This is a genomic window from Brachybacterium netajii (SeqCode), from assembly GCF_054114245.1.
On record NZ_JBSYXB010000002.1, the window covers coordinates 51,072 to 70,163 of the forward strand.

General features: G+C 69.6%; 17 protein-coding genes. 10 read left to right on the top strand and 7 right to left on the bottom strand.

All coding sequences use genetic code 11. The annotated features are described in order from the left end of the window. Window positions 1-49: 49 nt before the first annotated feature. Complete coding sequence (trxA, locus tag ACXET9_RS04000; RefSeq protein WP_457885059.1) at window positions 50-421, top strand: thioredoxin; 372 nt, start codon at window positions 50-52, stop codon at window positions 419-421. 243 nt (window positions 422-664) lie between these two features. On the opposite strand, the gene ACXET9_RS04005 is transcribed toward trxA, so the two are convergent. After that, window positions 665-2,869 (bottom strand): DEAD/DEAH box helicase, encoded by a 2,205-nt coding sequence (locus tag ACXET9_RS04005; protein ID WP_457885061.1) that lies wholly within the window; start codon window positions 2,867-2,869, stop codon window positions 665-667. 336 nt (window positions 2,870-3,205) lie between these two features. On the opposite strand from ACXET9_RS04005, the gene aspS reads away from it, so the two are divergent. Then, window positions 3,206-5,023 carry an aspartate--tRNA ligase gene (gene aspS, locus ACXET9_RS04010; RefSeq protein WP_457885063.1) on the top strand — a complete coding sequence of 606 codons (1,818 nt, stop codon included), beginning with the start codon at window positions 3,206-3,208 and terminating at the stop codon, window positions 5,021-5,023. 133 nt (window positions 5,024-5,156) lie between these two features. Here the strand turns inward: aspS and ACXET9_RS04015 are convergent, their stop codons facing one another. Then, window positions 5,157-5,744, bottom strand: a complete 588-nt coding sequence (locus ACXET9_RS04015) for a DUF3043 domain-containing protein (protein WP_457885064.1) — start codon at window positions 5,742-5,744, stop codon at window positions 5,157-5,159. A gap of 72 nt (window positions 5,745-5,816) precedes the next feature. Between ACXET9_RS04015 and ACXET9_RS04020 the strand changes: the two genes are divergently transcribed. From ACXET9_RS04020 to ACXET9_RS04050, 7 genes are all read left to right on the top strand, one after another. Continuing rightward, the gene (locus ACXET9_RS04020; RefSeq protein ID WP_457885066.1) at window positions 5,817-7,232 is read left to right on the top strand and encodes a M20/M25/M40 family metallo-hydrolase; all 1,416 of its coding nucleotides are present in this window, start codon (window positions 5,817-5,819) and stop codon (window positions 7,230-7,232) included. Further along, a complete protein-coding gene (locus tag ACXET9_RS04025) occupies window positions 7,225-7,494 on the top strand; it encodes a hypothetical protein (protein ID WP_457885067.1) in 270 nt (89 codons plus the stop codon). The genes ACXET9_RS04020 and ACXET9_RS04025 overlap by 8 nt, the downstream gene beginning before the upstream one ends. A gap of 169 nt (window positions 7,495-7,663) precedes the next feature. Then, complete coding sequence (gene erpA / locus ACXET9_RS04030; protein WP_457885069.1) at window positions 7,664-8,020, top strand: iron-sulfur cluster insertion protein ErpA; 357 nt, start codon at window positions 7,664-7,666, stop codon at window positions 8,018-8,020. Between the two features lie 364 nt (window positions 8,021-8,384). After that, the gene (ctaC, locus tag ACXET9_RS04035) at window positions 8,385-9,314 is read left to right on the top strand and encodes an aa3-type cytochrome oxidase subunit II (RefSeq protein ID WP_457885070.1); all 930 of its coding nucleotides are present in this window, start codon (window positions 8,385-8,387) and stop codon (window positions 9,312-9,314) included. Beyond that, window positions 9,311-11,026 carry an aa3-type cytochrome oxidase subunit I gene (gene ctaD / locus ACXET9_RS04040; RefSeq protein ID WP_457885072.1) on the top strand — a complete coding sequence of 572 codons (1,716 nt, stop codon included), beginning with the start codon at window positions 9,311-9,313 and terminating at the stop codon, window positions 11,024-11,026. Before ctaC ends, ctaD begins: the two co-directional genes overlap by 4 nt. A gap of 3 nt (window positions 11,027-11,029) precedes the next feature. Next, window positions 11,030-11,446, top strand: a complete 417-nt coding sequence (ctaF, locus tag ACXET9_RS04045; RefSeq protein ID WP_457885073.1) for an aa3-type cytochrome oxidase subunit IV — start codon at window positions 11,030-11,032, stop codon at window positions 11,444-11,446. A 263-nt stretch (window positions 11,447-11,709) separates the two neighbouring features. Then, a complete protein-coding gene (locus tag ACXET9_RS04050) occupies window positions 11,710-12,000 on the top strand; it encodes a hypothetical protein (protein ID WP_457885075.1) in 291 nt (96 codons plus the stop codon). Between the two features lie 991 nt (window positions 12,001-12,991). Here the strand turns inward: ACXET9_RS04050 and qcrB are convergent. The 4 genes from qcrB to ctaE all read right to left on the bottom strand — a co-directional run bounded on the left by qcrB (window position 12,992) and on the right by ctaE (window position 17,363). Next, the gene (gene qcrB, locus ACXET9_RS04055) at window positions 12,992-14,668 is read right to left on the bottom strand and encodes a cytochrome bc1 complex cytochrome b subunit (RefSeq protein ID WP_457885077.1); all 1,677 of its coding nucleotides are present in this window, start codon (window positions 14,666-14,668) and stop codon (window positions 12,992-12,994) included. 4 nt (window positions 14,669-14,672) lie between these two features. Next, window positions 14,673-15,731 (bottom strand): cytochrome bc1 complex Rieske iron-sulfur subunit, encoded by a 1,059-nt coding sequence (qcrA, locus tag ACXET9_RS04060; protein WP_457885857.1) that lies wholly within the window; start codon window positions 15,729-15,731, stop codon window positions 14,673-14,675. Window positions 15,732-15,742: 11 nt separating this feature from the next. After that, complete coding sequence (qcrC, locus tag ACXET9_RS04065) at window positions 15,743-16,543, bottom strand: cytochrome bc1 complex diheme cytochrome c subunit (RefSeq protein ID WP_457885078.1); 801 nt, start codon at window positions 16,541-16,543, stop codon at window positions 15,743-15,745. Between the two features lie 88 nt (window positions 16,544-16,631). Beyond that, window positions 16,632-17,363, bottom strand: coding sequence for an aa3-type cytochrome oxidase subunit III (ctaE, locus tag ACXET9_RS04070; protein WP_457885080.1), 732 nt, complete (start codon window positions 17,361-17,363; stop codon window positions 16,632-16,634). A gap of 224 nt (window positions 17,364-17,587) precedes the next feature. Between ctaE and trpD the strand changes: the two genes are divergently transcribed. Continuing rightward, window positions 17,588-18,670: an anthranilate phosphoribosyltransferase gene (gene trpD / locus ACXET9_RS04075; RefSeq protein WP_457885081.1), complete on the top strand. Its 1,083-nt coding sequence runs from the start codon at window positions 17,588-17,590 to the stop codon at window positions 18,668-18,670. 121 nt (window positions 18,671-18,791) lie between these two features. Here trpD and ACXET9_RS04080 read toward each other — a convergent pair whose 3' ends face one another. Beyond that, window positions 18,792-19,073: an Lrp/AsnC family transcriptional regulator gene (locus ACXET9_RS04080; RefSeq protein ID WP_457885083.1), complete on the bottom strand. Its 282-nt coding sequence runs from the start codon at window positions 19,071-19,073 to the stop codon at window positions 18,792-18,794. Between the last annotated feature and the right edge of the window lie 19 nt (window positions 19,074-19,092).

Here is a 19,092-nt window from a genome sequence, read left to right on the forward strand (position 1 = left end):
CGCTGAAGATGGCGGGAATACGTCGTGAGGACGATGCGTTGCAGCGGTCATGGCTACCGTCACCATGACTTCCGAGAACCACGACTCCACTGTCGAGGACGGCATCGTCCTCATCGACTTCTGGGCAGGCTGGTGCGTGCCGTGCCAGCGCTTCTCCCCGATCTTCGAGGAGGCCTCCGAGAACCACCAGGACGTCACCTTCGCCAAGGTCGACACCGAGGACCAGCAGGAGCTGGCCGCGCGCTACGGCGTGACCTCGATCCCGAACCTGGTCGTCTACCGCGACGGCGTCCCGGTCTTCTCCCAGCCCGGCGCGCTGCCCCAGTCCGCGCTCGAGGACCTCATCGGACAGGTCAAGGGCCTGGACATGGACGAGGTCCGCAAGGCGTACGCCGAGGCGCAGCAGGGCGAGCAGGCCTGAGATCCGCGACCGGAGGCGCTGTCCTCCGATCCCGCTGAGACCCCGAACATATCGAGGGGCCGACACCCGAACGGGTGTCGGCCCCTCGACGCGTTGGGACCGCGATGCAGATCCCTGGACAGTCGGATCGCTGTCTGACCGCAGCAAGGCCGCTGCCGGATCCGGTCCGTCCGGTCCGGAAGGGACCGAGAGCGCGCGGGCCGGGCTCCTCGCGGAACCCGGCCCGGTGGTCGCAGAGCGGTCTCAGCCCTCGTAGGAGCGTCGCGGCCCGCGACGCTTGGAGTCGTACCGGCCGCCGTCGTCGCGACGCCCGCGGCTCTCGCCGTCACGACGGTAGCCGCCGCGGTCGCCTCCGCGATCACGGTGCGAACGGTCATCATCACGGCGGTAGGAGCGCTCGGAATCGCGACGGTAGCCGCCGCGTCCGCGGTCATCGCCGTCGCGCCCACCGCGCCCGCCGCCGCGCGGGCCGTTGTCGGGACCGATGCGGAGCTCGCGACCGGCGACCTTGGCACGGCCGATCTGCGCGAGCTGCTCGTCCCCGAGGGAGCCGCGGATCTGGACGAGGGAGAAGGACCCGAAGATCGAGACCTTGCCGATCTCCTTGCCGGGCACGCCGCCCTCGCCGGCGATCGCACCGACGATCGCCGCCGGCTTCGCGCCGTGGCTGTGGCCGACGCCGATCCGGTACGAGGTGTAGCCGTGCTCGGTGCGGGGCGCATCTCCGCGGCGGTCATCGCGATCGCGATCGCGATCGCGTCCGCGGCGGTCGTCGCGGTCGTTGTCGCGGAAGGAGGTCGGGATCTCCTCGTCCTCGCGCGAGGTGCCGGGGCCCTCGTCGCCGACGGCCATCGCGGCGAGGACGGCGGCGAGCTCGGCCGGATCGACCTCGTTCTCGGCGATGTAGCCGCTGATGAGCTCGCGGTACAGCTCCAGGCGGCCGCGCTCGGCGCGCTCGGGGACCTTCGTCAGGAGGGTCGCCAGGCGATGCTTGGAGACGTCGCGGGGCGACGGGATGACCGCCTCCTCGAGACGCTGCTTGGTCGCGCGCTCGATGTTCTTCAGCGCGCGGCGCTCATGCGGGCCGATGAAGGTGAGGGCCTCGCCGGAGCGGCCGGCGCGGCCGGTGCGGCCGATGCGGTGGACGTAGGCCTCGGGCTCGCGCGGGACGTCGAAGTTGACGACCAGGCCGATCTTCTCGACGTCCAGGCCGCGGGCGGCGACATCGGTCGCGACGAGGACCTTGAGGGATCCGTCGCGCAGACGCTCGACGATCTTCTCGCGCTCCTTCTGCGGGACGTCGCCGCTGATGGCGGCCGCGACGTGACCGCGGGCGACGAGCTCGGTGCCGACCTCCTCGGCAGCGGCGCGGGTGCGCACGAAGACGATGGCGGCCTCGGCCTCCGAGGTGGCCAGCACGCGGGAGAGCGCGCCGGTGCGGTGGCGGAAGGGCACCAGGGCGTAGGTCTGGTGCACGCTCGCGACGGTCGAGGACTGCGGCGTCACGGACACGCGGACCGGATCCTGCATGTGCTCGTCGGCGACGCGGCGGATCGCCGGGGGCATGGTCGCCGAGAACAGCGCGACCTGACGGGTGCTCGGCGTGTGCGAGAGGATCTCCTCGACGTCCTCCGAGAAGCCCATGCGCAGCATCTCGTCGGCCTCATCCAGGACGGCGAAGCGCACGGTGTCCAGGCGGAGGTTGGAGCGGCGCATGTGGTCCATGACGCGGCCCGGAGTGCCGACGACGACCTGGGCGCCGCGCGCGAGGGCGCGCTCCTGCGGGCCGTAGGGGGAGCCGCCGTACACGGCGACCACGTCGAGCCCGCCGATCGGGGCGGCGAAGGAGGCGATCGCGTCGGCGACCTGCATGGCGAGCTCACGGGTCGGCGCCATGACGATGCCCTGGACCTCGCGGACCGAGGGATCGACGGCGGCGAGCAGCGGGAGGCCGAAGGCCGCGGTCTTGCCGGTGCCGGTCTGCGCGACGCCGACGACGTCGCGGCCCTGGAGCAGCGGCGGGATCGCGCGGGCCTGGATGGCGGAGGGACGCTCGAAGCCGAGATCGGCGACGGCGCGACGGAGCGCGGGCGGCAGGTCGAGCGCGTCGAAGGTCGGCCCCTCGGCGGCGTCCGACGTCTCGGAGGAGTCGGACGTCCCGGCGGAGCCCGCCGGCGCCTCGACGGACTCGGCCGCGGCGGTGGGAGCCTCGTCGGTGCCGGTGGCCGCAGGGGCCTCCGGTGCGGTGGCGGACTCGATGGAGGAGGACTCGGCGGGCTCGGACTCGACGGCCGCGGGGGCTTCGGCGGAAGCGGGCCCGGCCGCCTCGGCGGGGGCGGCGGTATCGGCGATGGGGGTGCTGCTGCTCTCGGCTGCGGGGGTGTCGCCTGCGACAGGGGCGGAGCCCTGTTCGTCAGCAGGCTCGGGGGCAGGGGAGACGTCGGTCATGGTGTCCTTCGACGGAGGGGAGATGGGGTCCCGGCCGTCGGCGCAACTCCGGAGGCGCTCTCGGGAAGGCGGGGACACGGACCCGCAGTCCTGCAGGTCGCACGTCGGGCAAGTCTACGGACCGGGGGCCTCCGCCGACAGCGTCCGGGTGGCGAGATCCCTCACCCCGCGCGGTAGTCTGGTGCTCCCGTGCTCTGCGCGCGGGACCTCGGGACTTCGCTGTTCTCGGCAGATGCGCCGGTCAGGGACCCGTACATATGCCTCCTGCCCGCCGGGACGCATCCCCATGGCGCGGCTCGCTCGGAGCCCGCCCCGCCCCATCGTGAAGGACATCTCGTGCTGCGCACCCATCCCGCCGGCGAGCTCCGACCGGAGCACATCGGACAGACCGTCACCCTCACCGGCTGGATCGGCCGTCGCCGTGACCACGGCGGCGTGACGTTCCTCGACCTGCGCGATGCAAGCGGCGTCGCCCAGGTGGTCGTGCGCGAGGACGAGGCCATGCACCTGCGCAACGAGTACGTGCTGAAGGTCGTCGGGACCGTCGACCGCCGCCCGGAGGGCAACGAGAACCCGCAGCTGCCCTCGGGCGACATCGAGGTCACCGCGACCGAGGTCGAGGTCCTCAACGCTTCGGCGCCGCTGCCCTTCCAGCTCGACGAGCACACCGAGGTGGGCGAGGAGGCTCGCCTGCGCTACCGCTACCTCGATCTGCGACGGACCGCCTCCGCGCAGGCGCTGCGCCTGCGCTCGAAGATCAACCGCGCCGCGCGCGAGACGCTCCTCGACCAGGACTTCGTCGAGATCGAGACGCCCACGCTGACCCGGTCCACCCCCGAGGGCGCTCGCGACTTCCTCGTCCCTGCCCGGCTGTCGCCGGGGAACTGGTACGCGCTGCCGCAGTCGCCCCAGCTGTTCAAGCAGCTGCTCATGGTCGCCGGCATGGAGAAGTACTTCCAGCTCGCGCGCTGCTACCGCGACGAGGACTTCCGCGCCGACCGCCAGCCCGAGTTCACCCAGCTCGACATCGAGATGAGCTTCGTGGACCAGGAGGACGTCATCGCCCTCGCCGAGCAGATCCTCGTCAACGTGTGGGCGGTCGCCGGCCATGAGGTGTCGACGCCGATCCCGCGCATCACCTACGAGGAGTCGATGCGCCGCTACGGCTCGGACAAGCCCGATCTGCGCTTCGACCTCGAGATCACCGAGATGACGGAGTTCTTCGCGGAGACGCCGTTCCGCGTCTTCCAGTCGCCCTACGTCGGCGCCGTCGTGATGGCGGGCGGGGCCTCGCAGCCGCGCCGCACCCTCGACGCCTGGCAGGAGTGGGCGAAGCAGCGCGGAGCCCGGGGCCTCGCCTACGTCCTCATCCAGGAGGACGGCACGCTCACCGGTCCGGTCTCCAAGAACATCTCGGACGCCGAGAAGGCGGGACTGGCCGAGAAGGTCGGCGCGAAGCCCGGCGACTGCGTCTTCTTCGCCGCGGGCGAGGCGAAGCCGTCCCGCGCGCTGCTGGGCGCCGCCCGTGCGGAGATCGCGGAGCGCCTCGGCCTGATCGACCACTCGGCGTTCTCCTTCGTGTGGGTCGTCGACGCGCCGATGTTCGAGCCGGCCGGCGACGCGGTCGCCGCGGGCGACGTCGCCGTGGGCTCCGGGGCCTGGACGGCGGTGCACCATGCGTTCACGTCGCCGAAGCCCGAGTTCCTCGGCACCTTCGACACCGATCCCGGCAGCGCCCTCGCCTACGCGTACGACATCGTCTGCAACGGCAACGAGATCGGCGGCGGCTCCATCCGCATCCATCAGAAGGACGTGCAGGAGCGCGTGTTCTCGGTGATGGGGATCGACGAGGAGCAGGCCCGCGAGAAGTTCGGCTTCCTGCTGGACGCCTTCGCCTTCGGAGCACCGCCGCACGGTGGCATCGCCTTCGGCTGGGACCGCATCGCGGCGCTGCTGGCGGGCACGGACTCCATCCGCGACGTGATCGCCTTCCCGAAGTCGGGCGGTGGGTTCGACCCGCTGACGCAGGCTCCCGCTGCGATCACCCCGCAGCAGCGCAAGGAGGCGGGCGTCGACGCGAAGCCCGCCGAGAAGAGCGCGAAGGACGAGAAGAGCGCGAAGGCGGAGGGCGCCGACCAGGGCGCGGCCTCCTAAGCGATCGCCTCGCGAAGCACGAGGGCCCCGCACGGAGATCATCTCCGTGCGGGGCCCTCGTGCTTCTGCGCCCTCGTGCAGCGCCGACGCCGGCTGGACGGCGCCGATCGCGCCGCGCCGGACGGAACGTCCGTCAGCGGACCTCTTCGCCGTGCTTGATCGCGGGCTTGGGGAGGCGGAAGCGGCGGATCTGGATCGCTCGCATCACGCCGTACGAGACCAGGCCCGGGCTGACGACGCCGAAGGCCTCCTCGAGGCGCGCGCGGAGGACGCGGCGCAGGCGGAACGCGTCGACCACGCACAGCAGGATGCCGCCCCACAGCACGACCAGCATGCCGACGCTCATCAGCGTGTACAGATTCGCGTTGATCAGGGGGAGCACGAGCGAGAGCACCATGAAGACGATCGCCACGGGGAAGAAGTACTCGGCGAGGTTCCGGCGCGCATCGACGATGTCGCGCACCAGGCGCCGATCGCGCCCGCGATGCTGCGCGGGCATGTTCTTCTCATCGCCCGTCATGAGCGCGCGCTGCTCGATGCCGCGCGTTCGGGAGGCCTGCTCGCGGCTGCGCCGGCGCGCCTCCTTCCGGTCATCGACGACCAGCGGACGACGGCGTGCGGCCTCGGCCTCCTTGCGGGTGCGGGTGGGACGTCCCTTGGAGCCGGGGCGCGCAGGCTCCGGGTCGGGGGTCGGGGTACTCGACGACTTGCTGAAGATCACCCGGGCATTCTAGGCGGTGCGGCCGGACGGGGCCTGCGAGAGCCGTCCCGTGCCCGGCGGTACCGTGGTCGCATGAGCACCCCCGTCCCCGAACCGTCCTCCCTCGTCGCCCCTGCGGAGGCCTCCGCGCTGCGCGCCCGCCTCGACGAGATCCTCCCGCAGTCGATCGCCGACCTGGAGGAGCTCGTCCGGATCCCGTCGATCGCCTTCGAGGGCTACGACCGCGAGCCCGTCCGCCGCAGCGCCGAGGCCGTCGCCGGGCTGCTGCGCGGCGCGGGCCTGCCCGAGGTGACCATCACGTCGGTGGGGGAGGGGGCTCCGGCCGTCATCGGCCGGCTGCCTGCCGCCCCAGGCCGGCCGACGGTCATGCTCTACGCCCACCACGACGTCCAGCCCACGGGCGACGTCGCGCAGTGGACGTCCGATCCCTTCGCGCCCGAGCGCCGCGGAGACCGCCTGTACGGACGCGGCGCGGCGGACGACAAGGCGGGCGTCATGGCCCACGTGACGGCGCTCCGCCTGGTCGGCGCGCGGCTCGCCGAGGAGGGGATCGGAGTGACGGTCTTCGTCGAGGGCGAGGAGGAGGCCGGTTCGCCGACCTTCCGACCCTTCATCGAGGCGCATCGCGAGCAGCTCGCGGCGGACCTCATCGTCGTCGCCGACTCCGCCAACTGGGCCGTGGGCACGCCGGCCCTCACCACGAGCCTGCGCGGCGTCGTCGACCTCGTGGTCGAGGTGCGCGTCCTCGAGCACGCCGTCCACTCGGGGCTCTTCGGAGGCCCGGTGATGGACGCGCCGACGCAGCTCGCGCGGCTCCTGGCGACCCTCCATGACGAGGACGGCGAGGTCGCCGTCGCCGGGCTGGTGCGGGCGGATGACCCGACGGTGGAGATGACCGAGGCGGACTATCGTCGCGACGCCGGCGTCCCCGAGGGGCTCGAGCTCTCCGGCACCGGGCCGATCGCCGCGCGGCTGTGGACGCGTCCGGCGCTGTCGGTGATCGGCATCGACGCGCCCAGCATCCGCGACGCCTCCAACACCCTGGTGCCGGTCGCGAGCGCCAAGCTCTCGCTGCGCATCCCGCCGGGCGAGGTCCCCGCCGACGCGATGGACGCGCTCCAGGCGCACCTGGAGGAGCGGGCGCCGAGCACCGCTCAGGTGACCGTCCGTCGCGGGGAGGAGGGCCGACCGTACGGCGCCCGCCTCGACGGCCCCGCCATGGACCTCGCCCGGGCTGCGCTCGCCGCCGCCTGGGGCGTCCCGGCGGTCGACACCGGCCTCGGCGGCTCCATCCCCTTCATCGCGGACCTGCTCGAGGTGTTCCCGTCGGCCGAGGTCCTCGTCACCGGCGTCGAGGACCCGCAGTCCCGCGCCCACGGCATCGATGAGTCGCTGCACCTCGGTGAGTTCGCCCACGTCTGCCTCGCCGAGGCGCTGATCCTCACCGGTGCGACCGCGCTGCGGCCGGAGGAGGGCTCCGATGCCTGAGGCGCCCCGCGACGGCGGCTCTCGCAGTCCGCAGGTGTCGCCGATCACGGTCCCGCTGCTGCTCCTCGGCCTGCTCGTCGGATTCTTCGCGGGCTATCTGCTGGCGTGGACCGGGGCGATCGTGGTCGGCGTCCTGCTGCTCGGCACGCTGTCGATGGTCCTCTCCGGACGCTCGCGGGACGCCGCCGCGGCGCTCGCCGTCGGAGCGGTCGGCGGATACGTCATCGTCCTCGCCCTCGCGTTCTTCCGCGGCGTCATGTGATGCAGAGGCAGGGGCAGGGACCTTCGTCGGATCATCCCTCGGATCGTCTGTCGGATGGCCTGTCGCCCCGGGCCCGAGCCGCAGCCACGACCGGTTCGCGTCACACGCCCGCCCCCTGCGGGCTCCGCAGGCGTACTCTGGACGCACACCGTTCTTCGAGGAGGACCTCATGACCAGTACGACCGAGCTCCCGACCGCCGCTCACGGAGTGACTCTCACCCCCGGTGCCGCGTCGAAGGTCTCGACCCTGCTCGAGCAGGAGGGGCGCGACGACCTGCGCCTGCGCATCGCCGTGCAGCCGGGCGGATGCTCCGGGCTGATCTACCAGCTCTACTTCGACGAGCGCCTGATGGACAACGACCTCACCGTCGACTTCGACGGCGTCCAGGTCGTCGTGGACAAGATGAGCAGCCCCTACCTCTCCGGCGCGGTCATCGACTTCGCCGACACCATCGAGAAGCAGGGCTTCACGATCGACAACCCCAACGCGCAGAGCTCCTGCGCCTGCGGCGACTCCTTCGCCTGAGCCTCGGAGCGGCGCATGAGGCCGCTCATCCAGGAGGTCGGCCGACGAGCCCGGTCGGACGGTGCAACTGCACCGTCCGACCGGGCTCGTCCCGCATCCGGGAGCAACGTTCGCGTCACAGTCGAGTGATCTGGTCGAAGTGGTGCGCGCCGGTGGTCGGAACACTCTCGGAAGCACGTATGATGACGGGGTGCCGTCAAGTGGTGGTCGCTGTGCGCCCGCCAGGACTCCTTCCTCAGAGGAGTGCGGCACCATGGGCATGCATCGGCCCATGCGAGTACCAGCTCCGCCCCGCGGGGCCGGCGGTCGCCTCAGCGATCGGTCGGCGCCGACGGCCGGAGACATCGAGCGGAAGGTCATCTCTGTGATCCCCCAGGCCCCTCAGCGCTCACGGCGCGGACGCCGCATGATGGCGACAGGCGTCGCTCTGGCAGTCCTGATCCTCTCCGGCTGCACGGACAAGCAGCTGCGGGGCTTCATGCCGGGATACGACGACGGTCAGGTCACCAACCAGACCGAGCGCATCACCAATATGTGGGTCGGCTCCTGGTCGATCCTGGTCATCGTCGGCCTGATCGTGTGGGGCCTCGCCATCTGGTGCGCGGTCGCGTACCGCCGTCGCAAGAACGACACCGGCTTCCCGATCCAGCTGCGCTACCACGTGCCGCTCGAGCTCATGTTCACGCTGCTGCCCGTGGTCATGGTGCTCACCTTCTTCTACTTCACCCAGCGCGACATCCACGAGATCGAGGCGCTCGACGACAATCCCGATGTCGTGATCAACGTCGTCGGAAAGCAGTGGAGCTGGGACTTCAACTACGTCACCTACGACGTGCACGAGCCCGCCGGCGTGCAGTCCTTCGAGACCGGCCAGGAGGGCGCCGCCGAGTCGCTGCCCGTCCTGTACCTGCCGGAGGGGCAGACGGTCGAGTTCCGCCTCGACTCCCGTGACGTCATCCATTCGTTCTGGGTCGTGGACTTCCTCTACAAGAAGGACATGATCCCGGGGCGCACCTCGACCTTCCAGATCGTCCCCACCCGTGAGGGCACCTACGACGGCAAGTGCGCGGAGCTGTGCGGCGAGTACCACTCCGACATGCTCTTCAACGTCGAGGTCGTCTCCCTGGAGGAGTTCGAGGCGCATATGCAGGAGCTCGAGGACCAGGGCTACGTCGGCGAGCTCGGCGTGGACCTCAACCGCAATCAGGAGGACTGGAGCATGCGCGAGGCCTACGACGAAGGCGTCGCCGCGACCCGCGGAGGCTCCCTGGCCGGACAGGAGGGCGACAAGTGAGCGCCCGCACCGCAACTGCCGAGTCGACGCCCACGGCGCCCGCTCGCTTCGAGGAGCCCCAGCGCGGCAGCGCGGGGAAGCTGATCTTCAACCTCCTCACGACGACCGATCACAAGCTGATCGGCATCATGTACATGGCGATGGCCTTCGCGTTCTTCTGCTTCGGCGGAGTGCTCGCGCTGATGATCCGCGCCGAGCTCTGGGAGCCCGGCCTGCAGGTCGTGGTCTCCAAGGACCAGTACAACCAGCTGTTCACCATGCACGGCACGATCATGCTGCTGATGTTCGGCACGCCGCTGTTCAACGGCTTCGCCAACTACCTGGTGCCGCTCCAGATCGGCGCCGTCGACATGGCGTTCCCGCGACTGAACATGTTCGCCTTCTGGCTGACGCTGTTCGGCTCCCTCATCGCGGTCGGCGGCTTCCTCACCCCTCAGGGTGCGGCCTCCTTCGGCTGGTTCGCCTACGCGCCGCTGTCCGACACCACGTTCACCCCTGGCCTGGGCGGTGATCTATGGGTCTTCGGCTTGGGCTTGCAGGGCTTCGGAACGATCCTCGGATCGGTCAACTTCATCACCACGATCATCTGCATGCGCATGCCCGGCATGACCATGTTCCGCATGCCGATCTTCACCTGGAACGTGCTGGTCACCGGCATCCTCGTGCTGATGGCGTTCCCGCCCCTGGCCTCCGCGCTGCTCGCGCTCGGTGCTGATCGACGCTTCGACGCGCAGATCTTCAACCCCGAGAACGGCGGGCCGATCCTCTGGCAGCACCTGTTCTGGTTCTTCGGCCACCCTGAGGTGTACGTCCTCGCGCTGCCCTTCTTCGGCATCGCCTCAGAGATCATCCCGGTCTTCTCCCGCAAGCCGATGTTCGGCTACAAGTCCCTGGTCGGCGCGACGATCTCCATCGCCGCCCTGTCGGTCACGGTGTGGGCTCACCACATGTACACGACCGGTGCGGTCATGCTGGACTTCTTCTCCTTCATGACGATGCTGATCGCGGTGCCCACCGGCGTGAAGTTCTTCAACTGGGTCGGCACGATGTGGAGAGGGTCGATCACCTTCGAGACGCCGATGCTGTTCACGCTCGGCTTCCTCACGACCTTCCTCTTCGGCGGCCTCACCGGCGTCATCCTGTCCTCGCCGGTCCTGGACTTCCATATCTCCGACACCTACTTCGTCGTGGCGCACTTCCACTACGTGGTGTTCGGAACGGTCGCCTTCGAGATGTTCGCCGGCTTCTACTTCTGGTGGCCGAAGTTCTTCGGCTACAAGCTGAGCGAGCGCATCGGCAAGATCCACTTCTGGCTGCTGATGATCGGCTTCCACATGACCTTCCTGATCCAGCACTGGCTGGGCGTGGAGGGAGCACCCCGCCGTTACGTGAACTACCTGGCGGAGGACGGCTTCGAGTGGATGAACCAGATCTCCACGATCGGCGCCTTCATCCTCGGTGCCTCGACGCTGCCGTTCATCCTCAACGTCGTGCTCACCCACCTCAAGGGCAAGAAGGTCGAGGTCGACGATCCGTGGGGCTACGGAGCCTCGCTCGAGTGGGCGACGTCCTGCCCGCCCCCGCGTCATAACTTCCACTCGCTTCCCCGCGTGCGCTCCGAGCGCCCGGCCTTCGACCTCCACCACCCGGAGATCGCCGCGCAGGATCACATGCTGGGCGAGGAGCCCGTGAAGAACCCGAGGAGCAACTGACCCATGAACGCATCCGCGCGCATCTTCTACATCCTCTGCGCCTTCTTCGTCGTGGTCGCCATCGCCTACGGCGTCGTCACCGGGCGCAACCAGCCGATGGGGATCGAGCCGGTCGGCTTCGCCACCCTCCTCGGTGCCGGTGGCCTGGGCGGTCTCATCGGCATCTTCCTGACGCTCAACACGCGGGCCCACAAGGATCGCCCGGAGGATCGTCTCGACGGCGAGGTCTCCGATCAGGCCGGTGTCCAGGGCAGCTTCGCTCCCTACAGCTGGTGGCCCCTCTGGGCCGCCGCTGGTGCGGCGCTGTGCTTCCTCGGCGTCGCCGCTGGCTGGTGGATCTTCGCCGGGGGCCTCATCCTGGCCTTCGTCGGCATCATCGGCTGGGTCCTGGAGTTCTCCTCCGGCCACCACGCGCACTGATCCCGGCGGCCTCGGCGCCGACTGCAGGACGAGGGCCTTGCATCGATTCTTCGATGCGAGGCCCTCGTCGCGTTCCCGAGCTGTCGGGAGCCGGAGGCGGTGCGGCCTCGCCGAAGCGGAGGAATCAGGGACTGCGTGACGCCGGCCCTTGGGTATGCTCAGGGCGCAGACGAGGCATGCAGCGAGCGCACATGTGCAGATGCCCGGCCAGGAGCGTCGGAGGCGATGGCGCGGGGCTGGGGGAGCGAAGGGGGACAGAGCGGATGCTCAAGAGCAGGAAGACCATTCAGGAGCTGGCCGACGAGGACCTGCAGCGTGCCTTCCCGGAGAGCGGGTCGAGTCTCGACACGGCTCTGGACTGGGCACGCGGACAGCTCGACGACGCTGCGCTGGATCCGCAGCGCACTCCGTTCGCCGCTGCGCAGCTGCTCCATCGGCGGAACAGACGTCTGAGGATCGCCACCGCTCGCTACCTCGTCGAGCAGCTCCGGCGAGCTCACGGCGAGGAGCCCCGCCCTGCGCGTGGACCGCGCTGGAAGAACCTTCTGCGCTGAGACGTCGTGGACGGACCTCACGGCGCTGAGCCTCGCCGTGGGGTGTTGTCAGCGCGGGGTGGCCAGCGAGGGTAGAGCCGGCCAGCGCGCGGGCTCTTCTCCTGAACTGTTCCTCCGGTGACTCGGCAGGGCGGGGAGAGGAGTCGAGATCACGCCGGAGGGGCGGCCTGCACCGTCTCCCTCCTGGGTGGAGCTTCCCGACATGGCCCCGCATCATGGAGGCGCCGTGAGACAGCAGCCGGTGAGCCGCTGGAAGCGGATCACCGCGAGCTCATCGACGATGCATCGACTGCACACGGGCGACAGGCAGGCTAGCGATCGGTTGGAGCGGAAGCAACGAGGGAAGCACTCACTCCGCACAGCACAACTGTAATGCACGATAAGATGCTCGATCGCGTTCACGCATTGTAGGGGTGTGACTCTGGGCATCGGGAGGCCGGCGCTCTGGACCGACGGCCTCGTGGCGCGGGGAGGAGGGCGGCCCTGGCTGGATAGGTTCGATCCCGCGCTGGGGGGGGCACGCTCGATGCACGCCGCTTGCTCAGTCGTCCGCCCCCAGATGGCTGCCGTGTCCCGGGCCGGCACGATCGCCGGCCCCAGGGGCACATGTCAGTGGCCCCCACGATGACGAATGCTCGCTCAGCGGGGCAGGGAGCACAGGCATCGGGCCGTCCCGGGGGAGTGGGGGCATCCGCGCGTCGGTCGTCGGCAGACGGCGACAGCGAGCCGGCCGACCGAGCGTGCCAGCGGAACGGCAGAAGGCACCGTCGCCTGGACGCCGGGAGCGAGCTCCTCACCTCGCGGCGAGACGGCTTCGCTGCCGCCGCATTCTGGAACGACTCTGTGGGGGATGCCGCGCTGCGATGGGCCGCGCCGGGAAGCGCCCGTCTCGACCTCCCCGGGCGGCACATGCACAGGGCCCCGGGAGAACCGAAGTTCTCCCGGGGCCCTGTGGATTGCCGTCACCTGCGCGGGCGCAGGACCAGGTCGGTCAGTGGACCGCCTTCTCGGCAGGCGTGCGGTAGTCGCCGCCCGTGACCTCGTCGATCTTGTGCTGGTCGTGGTGCGCGTGCTCGGTGGCCTCGCGCAGCTCCGAGGGCGTGATCGGCTCGATGCTGTCCTTGAAGAAGAACGAGGTCGCCTTCGCACGGAGCGAGGAGACGCCGTTGCCGGCCTTGAGCGGACGGAACGTGTCGTGCTGGACCAGGACCCAGCGGTCGTACTCGTTCAGCGGCTCGTGGATCTCCAGCATCTCGCCGCTCTCGGTGCGGACCACGCGAGAGGTCTCGACGCCGTGCAGCGCGAGCTGGCGCTTGTGGCGCTGGATCGAGATGCACACGCGCTTCGTGATCCAGAACGTCAGGACCGGGCCGACGAAGAACGCGATGCGGAAGAACCAGGTGAGGTTGTTGATCGAGAGATGCAGCGCGATGGCGATGAGGTCGTTCGTCGCCGCGAGAGCCAGGATCAGATAGCTGGTGATCCAGCCGACGCCCAGGCCCGTGCGGACCGGAGTGTTGTACGGCAGGTCCAGGACGTGGTGCTCGCGATCGTCTCCGGTCACCCAGGCCTCGATGAAGGGGTAGAGGGCGAGGAACGCCATCAGGCCGCCGTAGACCACGATCGGGAGCAGGATGTTCAGCGAGATCACGTAGCCGAAGATCGTGAACTCCCAGCCCGGGATAAGGCGGAGTCCGCCGTCGGTCCAGAGCATGTACCAGTCGGGCTGCGAGCCGGCCGAGACGGGGGAGGGGTCGTACGGACCGTAGATCCACACGGCGTTGATCGCCGTCGTCGCGGAGATCAGCGTGATGATGCCGAAGACCAGGAAGAAGAACCCGCCCGCCTTGGCGGTGTAGACGGGGAACAGCGGGAAGCCGACGACGTTGCGGTCGGTGCGACCCGGGCCCGGGTAGTGGGCGTGCTTGTGCGCGACCAGCATGACCAGGTGGATCGCGATGAGTCCGAGGATGATCGCGGGGATCAGCAGGATGTGGATCGTGAACAGGCGCGGGATGATCTGAGTACCGGGGAACTCGCCGCCGAACAGCAGCATAGACATGTAGGTGCCGATGATCGGGACCGCCTTGAAGAGGCCGTCGATCACGCGCAGGCCGTTGCCGGAGAGCACGTCGTCGGGGAGGGAGTAGCCGGAGAAGCCGGCGAACATGCCCAGGACCATGAGCGTGAAGCCGACGAGCCAGTTCAGCTCACGGGGCTTGCGGAACGCACCGGTGAAGAACACGCGGAACATGTGCACGAAGATCGCGACCATGAACACGAGCGCTGCCCAGTGGTGCATCTGCCGGAACAGCAGGCCGCCCTTGACCTCGAACGAGATGTGCAGGGTCGACTCGAACGCACGGCTCATATGAAGCCCCTGCAGGGGCTCGTAGGGGCCGTTGTAGATGACCTCCTCCATGGAGGGGTCGAAGAACATGGTCAGGAACGTGCCCGAGATCAGCAGCACGACGAAGCTGTAGAGAGCCACCTCGCCGAACATGAACGACCAGTGGTCGGGGAAGATCTTGCGGGCGAAGAACTTGACCAGGCCCGCTCCGCCGACGCGCGAGTCCAGGAACTCGCCGCCGACGCTTCCGAGCTGGAGAGCGCGGCTGGGCTTCTCGCCGGCGGTCTGGGACCGGGAACCGGATGTCGTGGTCGTCACGTGATCACTTGTCCTTGTGGATGTCCCAGAAGCTGGGACCGATCGGATCGAGGAAGTCGCCGGCGGCCACGAGGTAGCCCTCGGAGTCCACTTCGATCGGCAGCTGGGGGAGCGGACGGTGCGCCGGGCCGAAGATGACCTTCGCGCCATCGGTCACGTCGAACGTCGACTGGTGGCAGGGGCACAGCATGTGGTGCGTCTGCTGCTCGTAGAGGGCCACGGGGCAGCCCACGTGGGTGCAGATCTTCGAGAAGGCGAGGATTCCCTCGTAGCCGTTGTCCAGGCTGTCCTGGTCCTTGCCGAGCGCCGGGTCGATGCGCACGATCACCGTGGCGGCCTTGGCGCGCTCCTCCATGAAGTTCTCGGTCTCATGGGTGAGGTCCTCGGGCATCACGTGGAAGATCGAGTTCATGACGACCTCGGACGCCTTGATCGGCGTGCCGTCGTGATCGCGGGCGAGGCGCATGCCGGCGCGCCAGAAGGTGTGGTGCAGCTTGTTGCCGGGCAGCGGGCCGAGCGTCGACAGCGGTGCGAGGACCGCGATCGGCAGGGCCGCGAGGGCGGCGACCATCGACGTGACGATGAGCGGACGGCGTCCGATGCCGGACTCGTGCAGGCCGTCGGTGATCATCTCGACCGCGGTCTCGCGCGTCTCCGCATCGCCCTCGAGGGCATGGCGCTCCTCGACCATCTCCTCGTCGGGCATGAGGGTCTTGGCCCAGTGGACCGCGGCGGCGCCGATGAAGAACACGCCGACGGCGAGTCCCAGGCCCGTGATCAGGTTCGACCACCACAGGGCGTCGGTGCTGCCGGTCTCCGCGAAGATGTTCTTCCCGGTCGGCGTGACCAGGAAGTAGGCGAGGACGAAGACGACCGTGCCGATGACGGAGAGGAGGAAGAGGCCGGCGACGACGCGCTCGGCGCGCTTCTCGGCGCGGGGATCGGAGTCCGCCTGGCGGTGGACGTGCGGCGGGAGCCCCGGGTTGGGGAAGCCGCCGTCCTCCTTGGGGACGATGGCGCTGACGCCCTTCGCGGGCGAGCTGCCGTCGAGGTTCTGGTTCATGTCCTTGGTGCTCACTTGGCCTTCGCCCCCAGCCACACGGCGGTGCCGGTGAGGAGGGCGAGGATGATGGTCCAGGCGTACAGGCCCTCGGTGACGGGGCCGAGGGAGCCGAGCGAGATGCCGCCGGGGGTGCCGTTCTCGTCGATCTGCTCGAGGTAGGTGATGACGTCGCGCTTGTCCTCGGCGGAGAGGTTCGAGTCGCTGAACACGGGCATGTTCTGCGGGCCGGTCTCCATCGCCTCGTACACGTGCTTCGCCTCGAGACCGGTGACCTCGGGCGCGAACTTGCCGTAGGTCAGAGCACCGCCCTGGCCGGCCGCGTTGTGGCACATGGCGCAGTTGATGCGGAAGATCTCGCCACCGCGCGCGGCATTGCCCTCGGAGGTGTCGAGGTACTCCTCATCGGGCACGGCGGGGCCGGCGCCGAGGGAGGCGACGTAGGCGGCGAGCTGGCTGATCTGCTCGTCGGTGAACTGCGCGGGCTTGCGCTGGGCCTGGGCGCCGGCGTTCTGCATCGGCATGCGGCCGGTGCCGACCTGGAAGTCGACGGCGGCGGCGCCGACGCCGATCAGCGACACGCCGAGCGTGTTGCCGTCGGAGTCCACGAGGCCCTCGGCGTTGGTGCCATGGCAGGTGGCGCAGTTGGCGAGGAACAGCGCCTCGCCCGCGTCGATGTCGTCCTGCGTGTAGCCCTCAGCCTGGGCGGTGCGCGGCTGGAACGCGACGTACAGCCCGCCGGTCGCGACGAGCGCGAGCAGCAATATCACGAGTAGTGCCATCGGGTGATGACGACGTGCGGCGAGTGCCTTCACGGTTCGGACCTCGATTCGTGGAGGGGACGAGCGGGGGAGGGGTGGAGGGCGAGGGCGTCGGGGCCGGGGGCCCCGTGCGATCTCAGCATCAGAAGATGGTCCAGTTGAAGACGACGTTGATGACGTGGTCCGGGTTGAGGCTCGTCATCAGCGGGTCGAGCATGTACACGACGAAGAAGAGGCCGATCCAGACCACGTCGACGAAGTGCCAGTAGTAGGACAGGCAGATCACCGAGATCTGCTCGTGCTGCGTGAACTTCTTCGCCGAGAACAGGCGCATCAGCACCATGAGGAAGGCGATGAGGCCGCCGAGCACGTGGAGGCCGTGGAAGCCGGTCGACAGGAAGAAGACCGAGCCGAAGGGGCTCGACGACATCGTCACGCCCTTGTGGACGAGCTCGGCGTACTCGAAGGCCTGACCGGACACGAAGACGGCGCCCATGAGGAAGGTGAGCACGAGCCACTCGACGGTGCCCCAGCCGGCGGGGTTGAAGATCGAGCCGATGCGGTGCTTCCGCGGGGCGAAGACCCGGCCGCCGGGGAGGCGGCCCTCGGCCATGAAGACGGCCATCTGGCAGGCGAACGAGCTCGCGACCAGGATGATGGTGTTCACGAGGGCGAAGCCGTGCGTGAAGTTGCTCTGTCCGTCGGCGAACGTGTCCGGCACCATCGAGCGGAGCGTGAAGAACATGGCGAAGAGTCCGCCGAAGAACATCAGCTCGCTCGAGAGCCAGACGATCGTGCCGATCTGCGTCGGATTGGGCCGGCCGACCGCGGGGGCAGCGGCAGCAGGGCGCTCGGTCAAGGTCGCAGTAGTCACGTCACCACTTGTCGTGTCGTCAGTTTCGGTGGTCCAGGTCACGACTCCCAGGCACACCGCAGGGCTCAGCCCTGGGCGGACTCGGCCAGCATATCCCTCCTGACGGCGTGTCACGAACCCAGACACGGGATGGAAGCTCCCCCGTGCGCCGCGTGTGACGTATCCGTGATCCGAGGCGTGACCGGGCAGACCCTTCCGGTGCTCCGCAATGCGATCATCGGGTCATGAGCGAGAACACTCCGACCTGGCCCGGGATCACGTCGCGTCTGGTGCGCGGCGAGCAGCTGGGGGCGCGCGAGGCGGGATGGGCGATGGACGAGGTCATGTCCGGCGGTTCGACGCCGGTCCAGCTCGCCGGCTTCCTCGTCGCCCTCCAGGGGAAGGGGGTCAGCAGCGAGGAGCTGGCGGCCCTCGCCGACTCGATGGTGTCCCATGCGCGCGAGATCGACGTCCCCGCGCGCTCGATCGACATCGTCGGCACCGGCGGCGACATGGCGCAGACCGTCAACATCTCGACGATGGCGGCTCTCGTGATCGCGTCGACGGGCCGGACCGTCGTCAAGCACGGCAACCGGGCGTCCTCCTCCAAGTCCGGGACGGCCGACGTCCTCGAGGAGCTCGGCGTGCGGCTGGATCTGGCCGTCCCGCAGGTGCAGGCGATGATCGCGGAGGTCGGCATCACCTTCCTGTTCGCCCAGGTGTTCCACCCCTCCATGCGCTTCGCCGCCGAGGCGCGCAAGGGGCTCGGCATCCCGACCGTCATGAACATCCTCGGGCCGATCACCAACCCGGGGCGGCCGGGGGCGAGCGCCGTGGGCGTCGCGGACATCGCGGTCGCCCCGATCGTGGCCGGGGTCTTCGCGGAGCGCGGCACCTCCGCGCTGGTCTTCCGCGGGCGGGACGGGCTCGACGAGCTGACCGTCACCGCGCCGTCGGATGTCTGGGAGGTGCGCGGAGGCGAGGTGCGTTCCCATGTCCTGGACCCGCGCGAGGTCGTCGGCATCGAGCTCAGCCCGGCGGACTCGCTCCGCGGGGGTGACGCCGTGCACAACGCGGACGTCGTGCGCCGGGTCTTCGCCGGCGAGACCGACGGCCGGCTGCGATCGGTGCGCGAGGCGGTCCTGCTGAACGCGGCCGCCGGCGCGGTCGCCTTCGACGGCATCGGCGAGGTCGCCGAGGACGGCTTCCTCGAGCGGATCGGCGCCGCCTACCGCGAGGCGGAGGAGGCTCTCGAGTCGGGCCGGCCGACGGACCTCGTGTCCCGCTGGGCCCGCGCATCGCAGGAGGCGTTCGACGCCGCGGTCTGAGCCGCGGTCGACCGGGCGACGAGGCCGCCGTCCGAGGCGGTGCCGGGGGACGTGCGGAGACGAGGAGGGCCGAGGGCGCATCGCGCTCCCGGCCCTCCTCCCGTCTCGGCGGTGCTCGACCTCAGCTGTCGATGCCGAGGTCGAAGGCGGCGTCGAGGTCGCGCTTCGAATAGGTGCGGAAGGCGATGTTGGTGCTCGTGTCGAGCACGCCCTCGACCTTGCTGAGGCGGTCGGCGATGACGTCGGCGAGCTCGTCGTGGGCGCGGACCTTGACGACGGCCACGAGGTCCACGTCGCCCGTCACCGAGTAGACCTGCTCCACGCCGTCGAGGTCGACGATCTCCTGGGCGACCTCGGGAATGCGGTGGGGCTCGACGATGATCGAGACGATGGCCGTGATCATGGGATCTCCTCTGGACGCG

What these genes read in the sequence shown, in the direction of transcription:
- trxA (WP_457885059.1), top strand. Translation starts at nt 50, where the DNA reads ATGGCTACCGTCACCATGACTTCCGAGAACCACGACTCCACTGTCGAG.
- ACXET9_RS04005 (WP_457885061.1), bottom strand. Translation starts at nt 2,869, where the DNA reads ATGACCGACGTCTCCCCTGCCCCCGAGCCTGCTGACGAACAGGGCTCC.
- ACXET9_RS04020 (WP_457885066.1), top strand. Translation starts at nt 5,817, where the DNA reads ATGAGCACCCCCGTCCCCGAACCGTCCTCCCTCGTCGCCCCTGCGGAG.
- ACXET9_RS04025 (WP_457885067.1), top strand. Translation starts at nt 7,225, where the DNA reads ATGCCTGAGGCGCCCCGCGACGGCGGCTCTCGCAGTCCGCAGGTGTCG.
- erpA (WP_457885069.1), top strand. Translation starts at nt 7,664, where the DNA reads ATGACCAGTACGACCGAGCTCCCGACCGCCGCTCACGGAGTGACTCTC.
- ctaF (WP_457885073.1), top strand. Translation starts at nt 11,030, where the DNA reads ATGAACGCATCCGCGCGCATCTTCTACATCCTCTGCGCCTTCTTCGTC.
- ACXET9_RS04050 (WP_457885075.1), top strand. Translation starts at nt 11,710, where the DNA reads ATGCTCAAGAGCAGGAAGACCATTCAGGAGCTGGCCGACGAGGACCTG.
- qcrA (WP_457885857.1), bottom strand. Translation starts at nt 15,731, where the DNA reads ATGAACCAGAACCTCGACGGCAGCTCGCCCGCGAAGGGCGTCAGCGCC.
- trpD (WP_457885081.1), top strand. Translation starts at nt 17,588, where the DNA reads ATGAGCGAGAACACTCCGACCTGGCCCGGGATCACGTCGCGTCTGGTG.
- ACXET9_RS04080 (WP_457885083.1), bottom strand. Translation starts at nt 19,073, where the DNA reads ATGATCACGGCCATCGTCTCGATCATCGTCGAGCCCCACCGCATTCCC.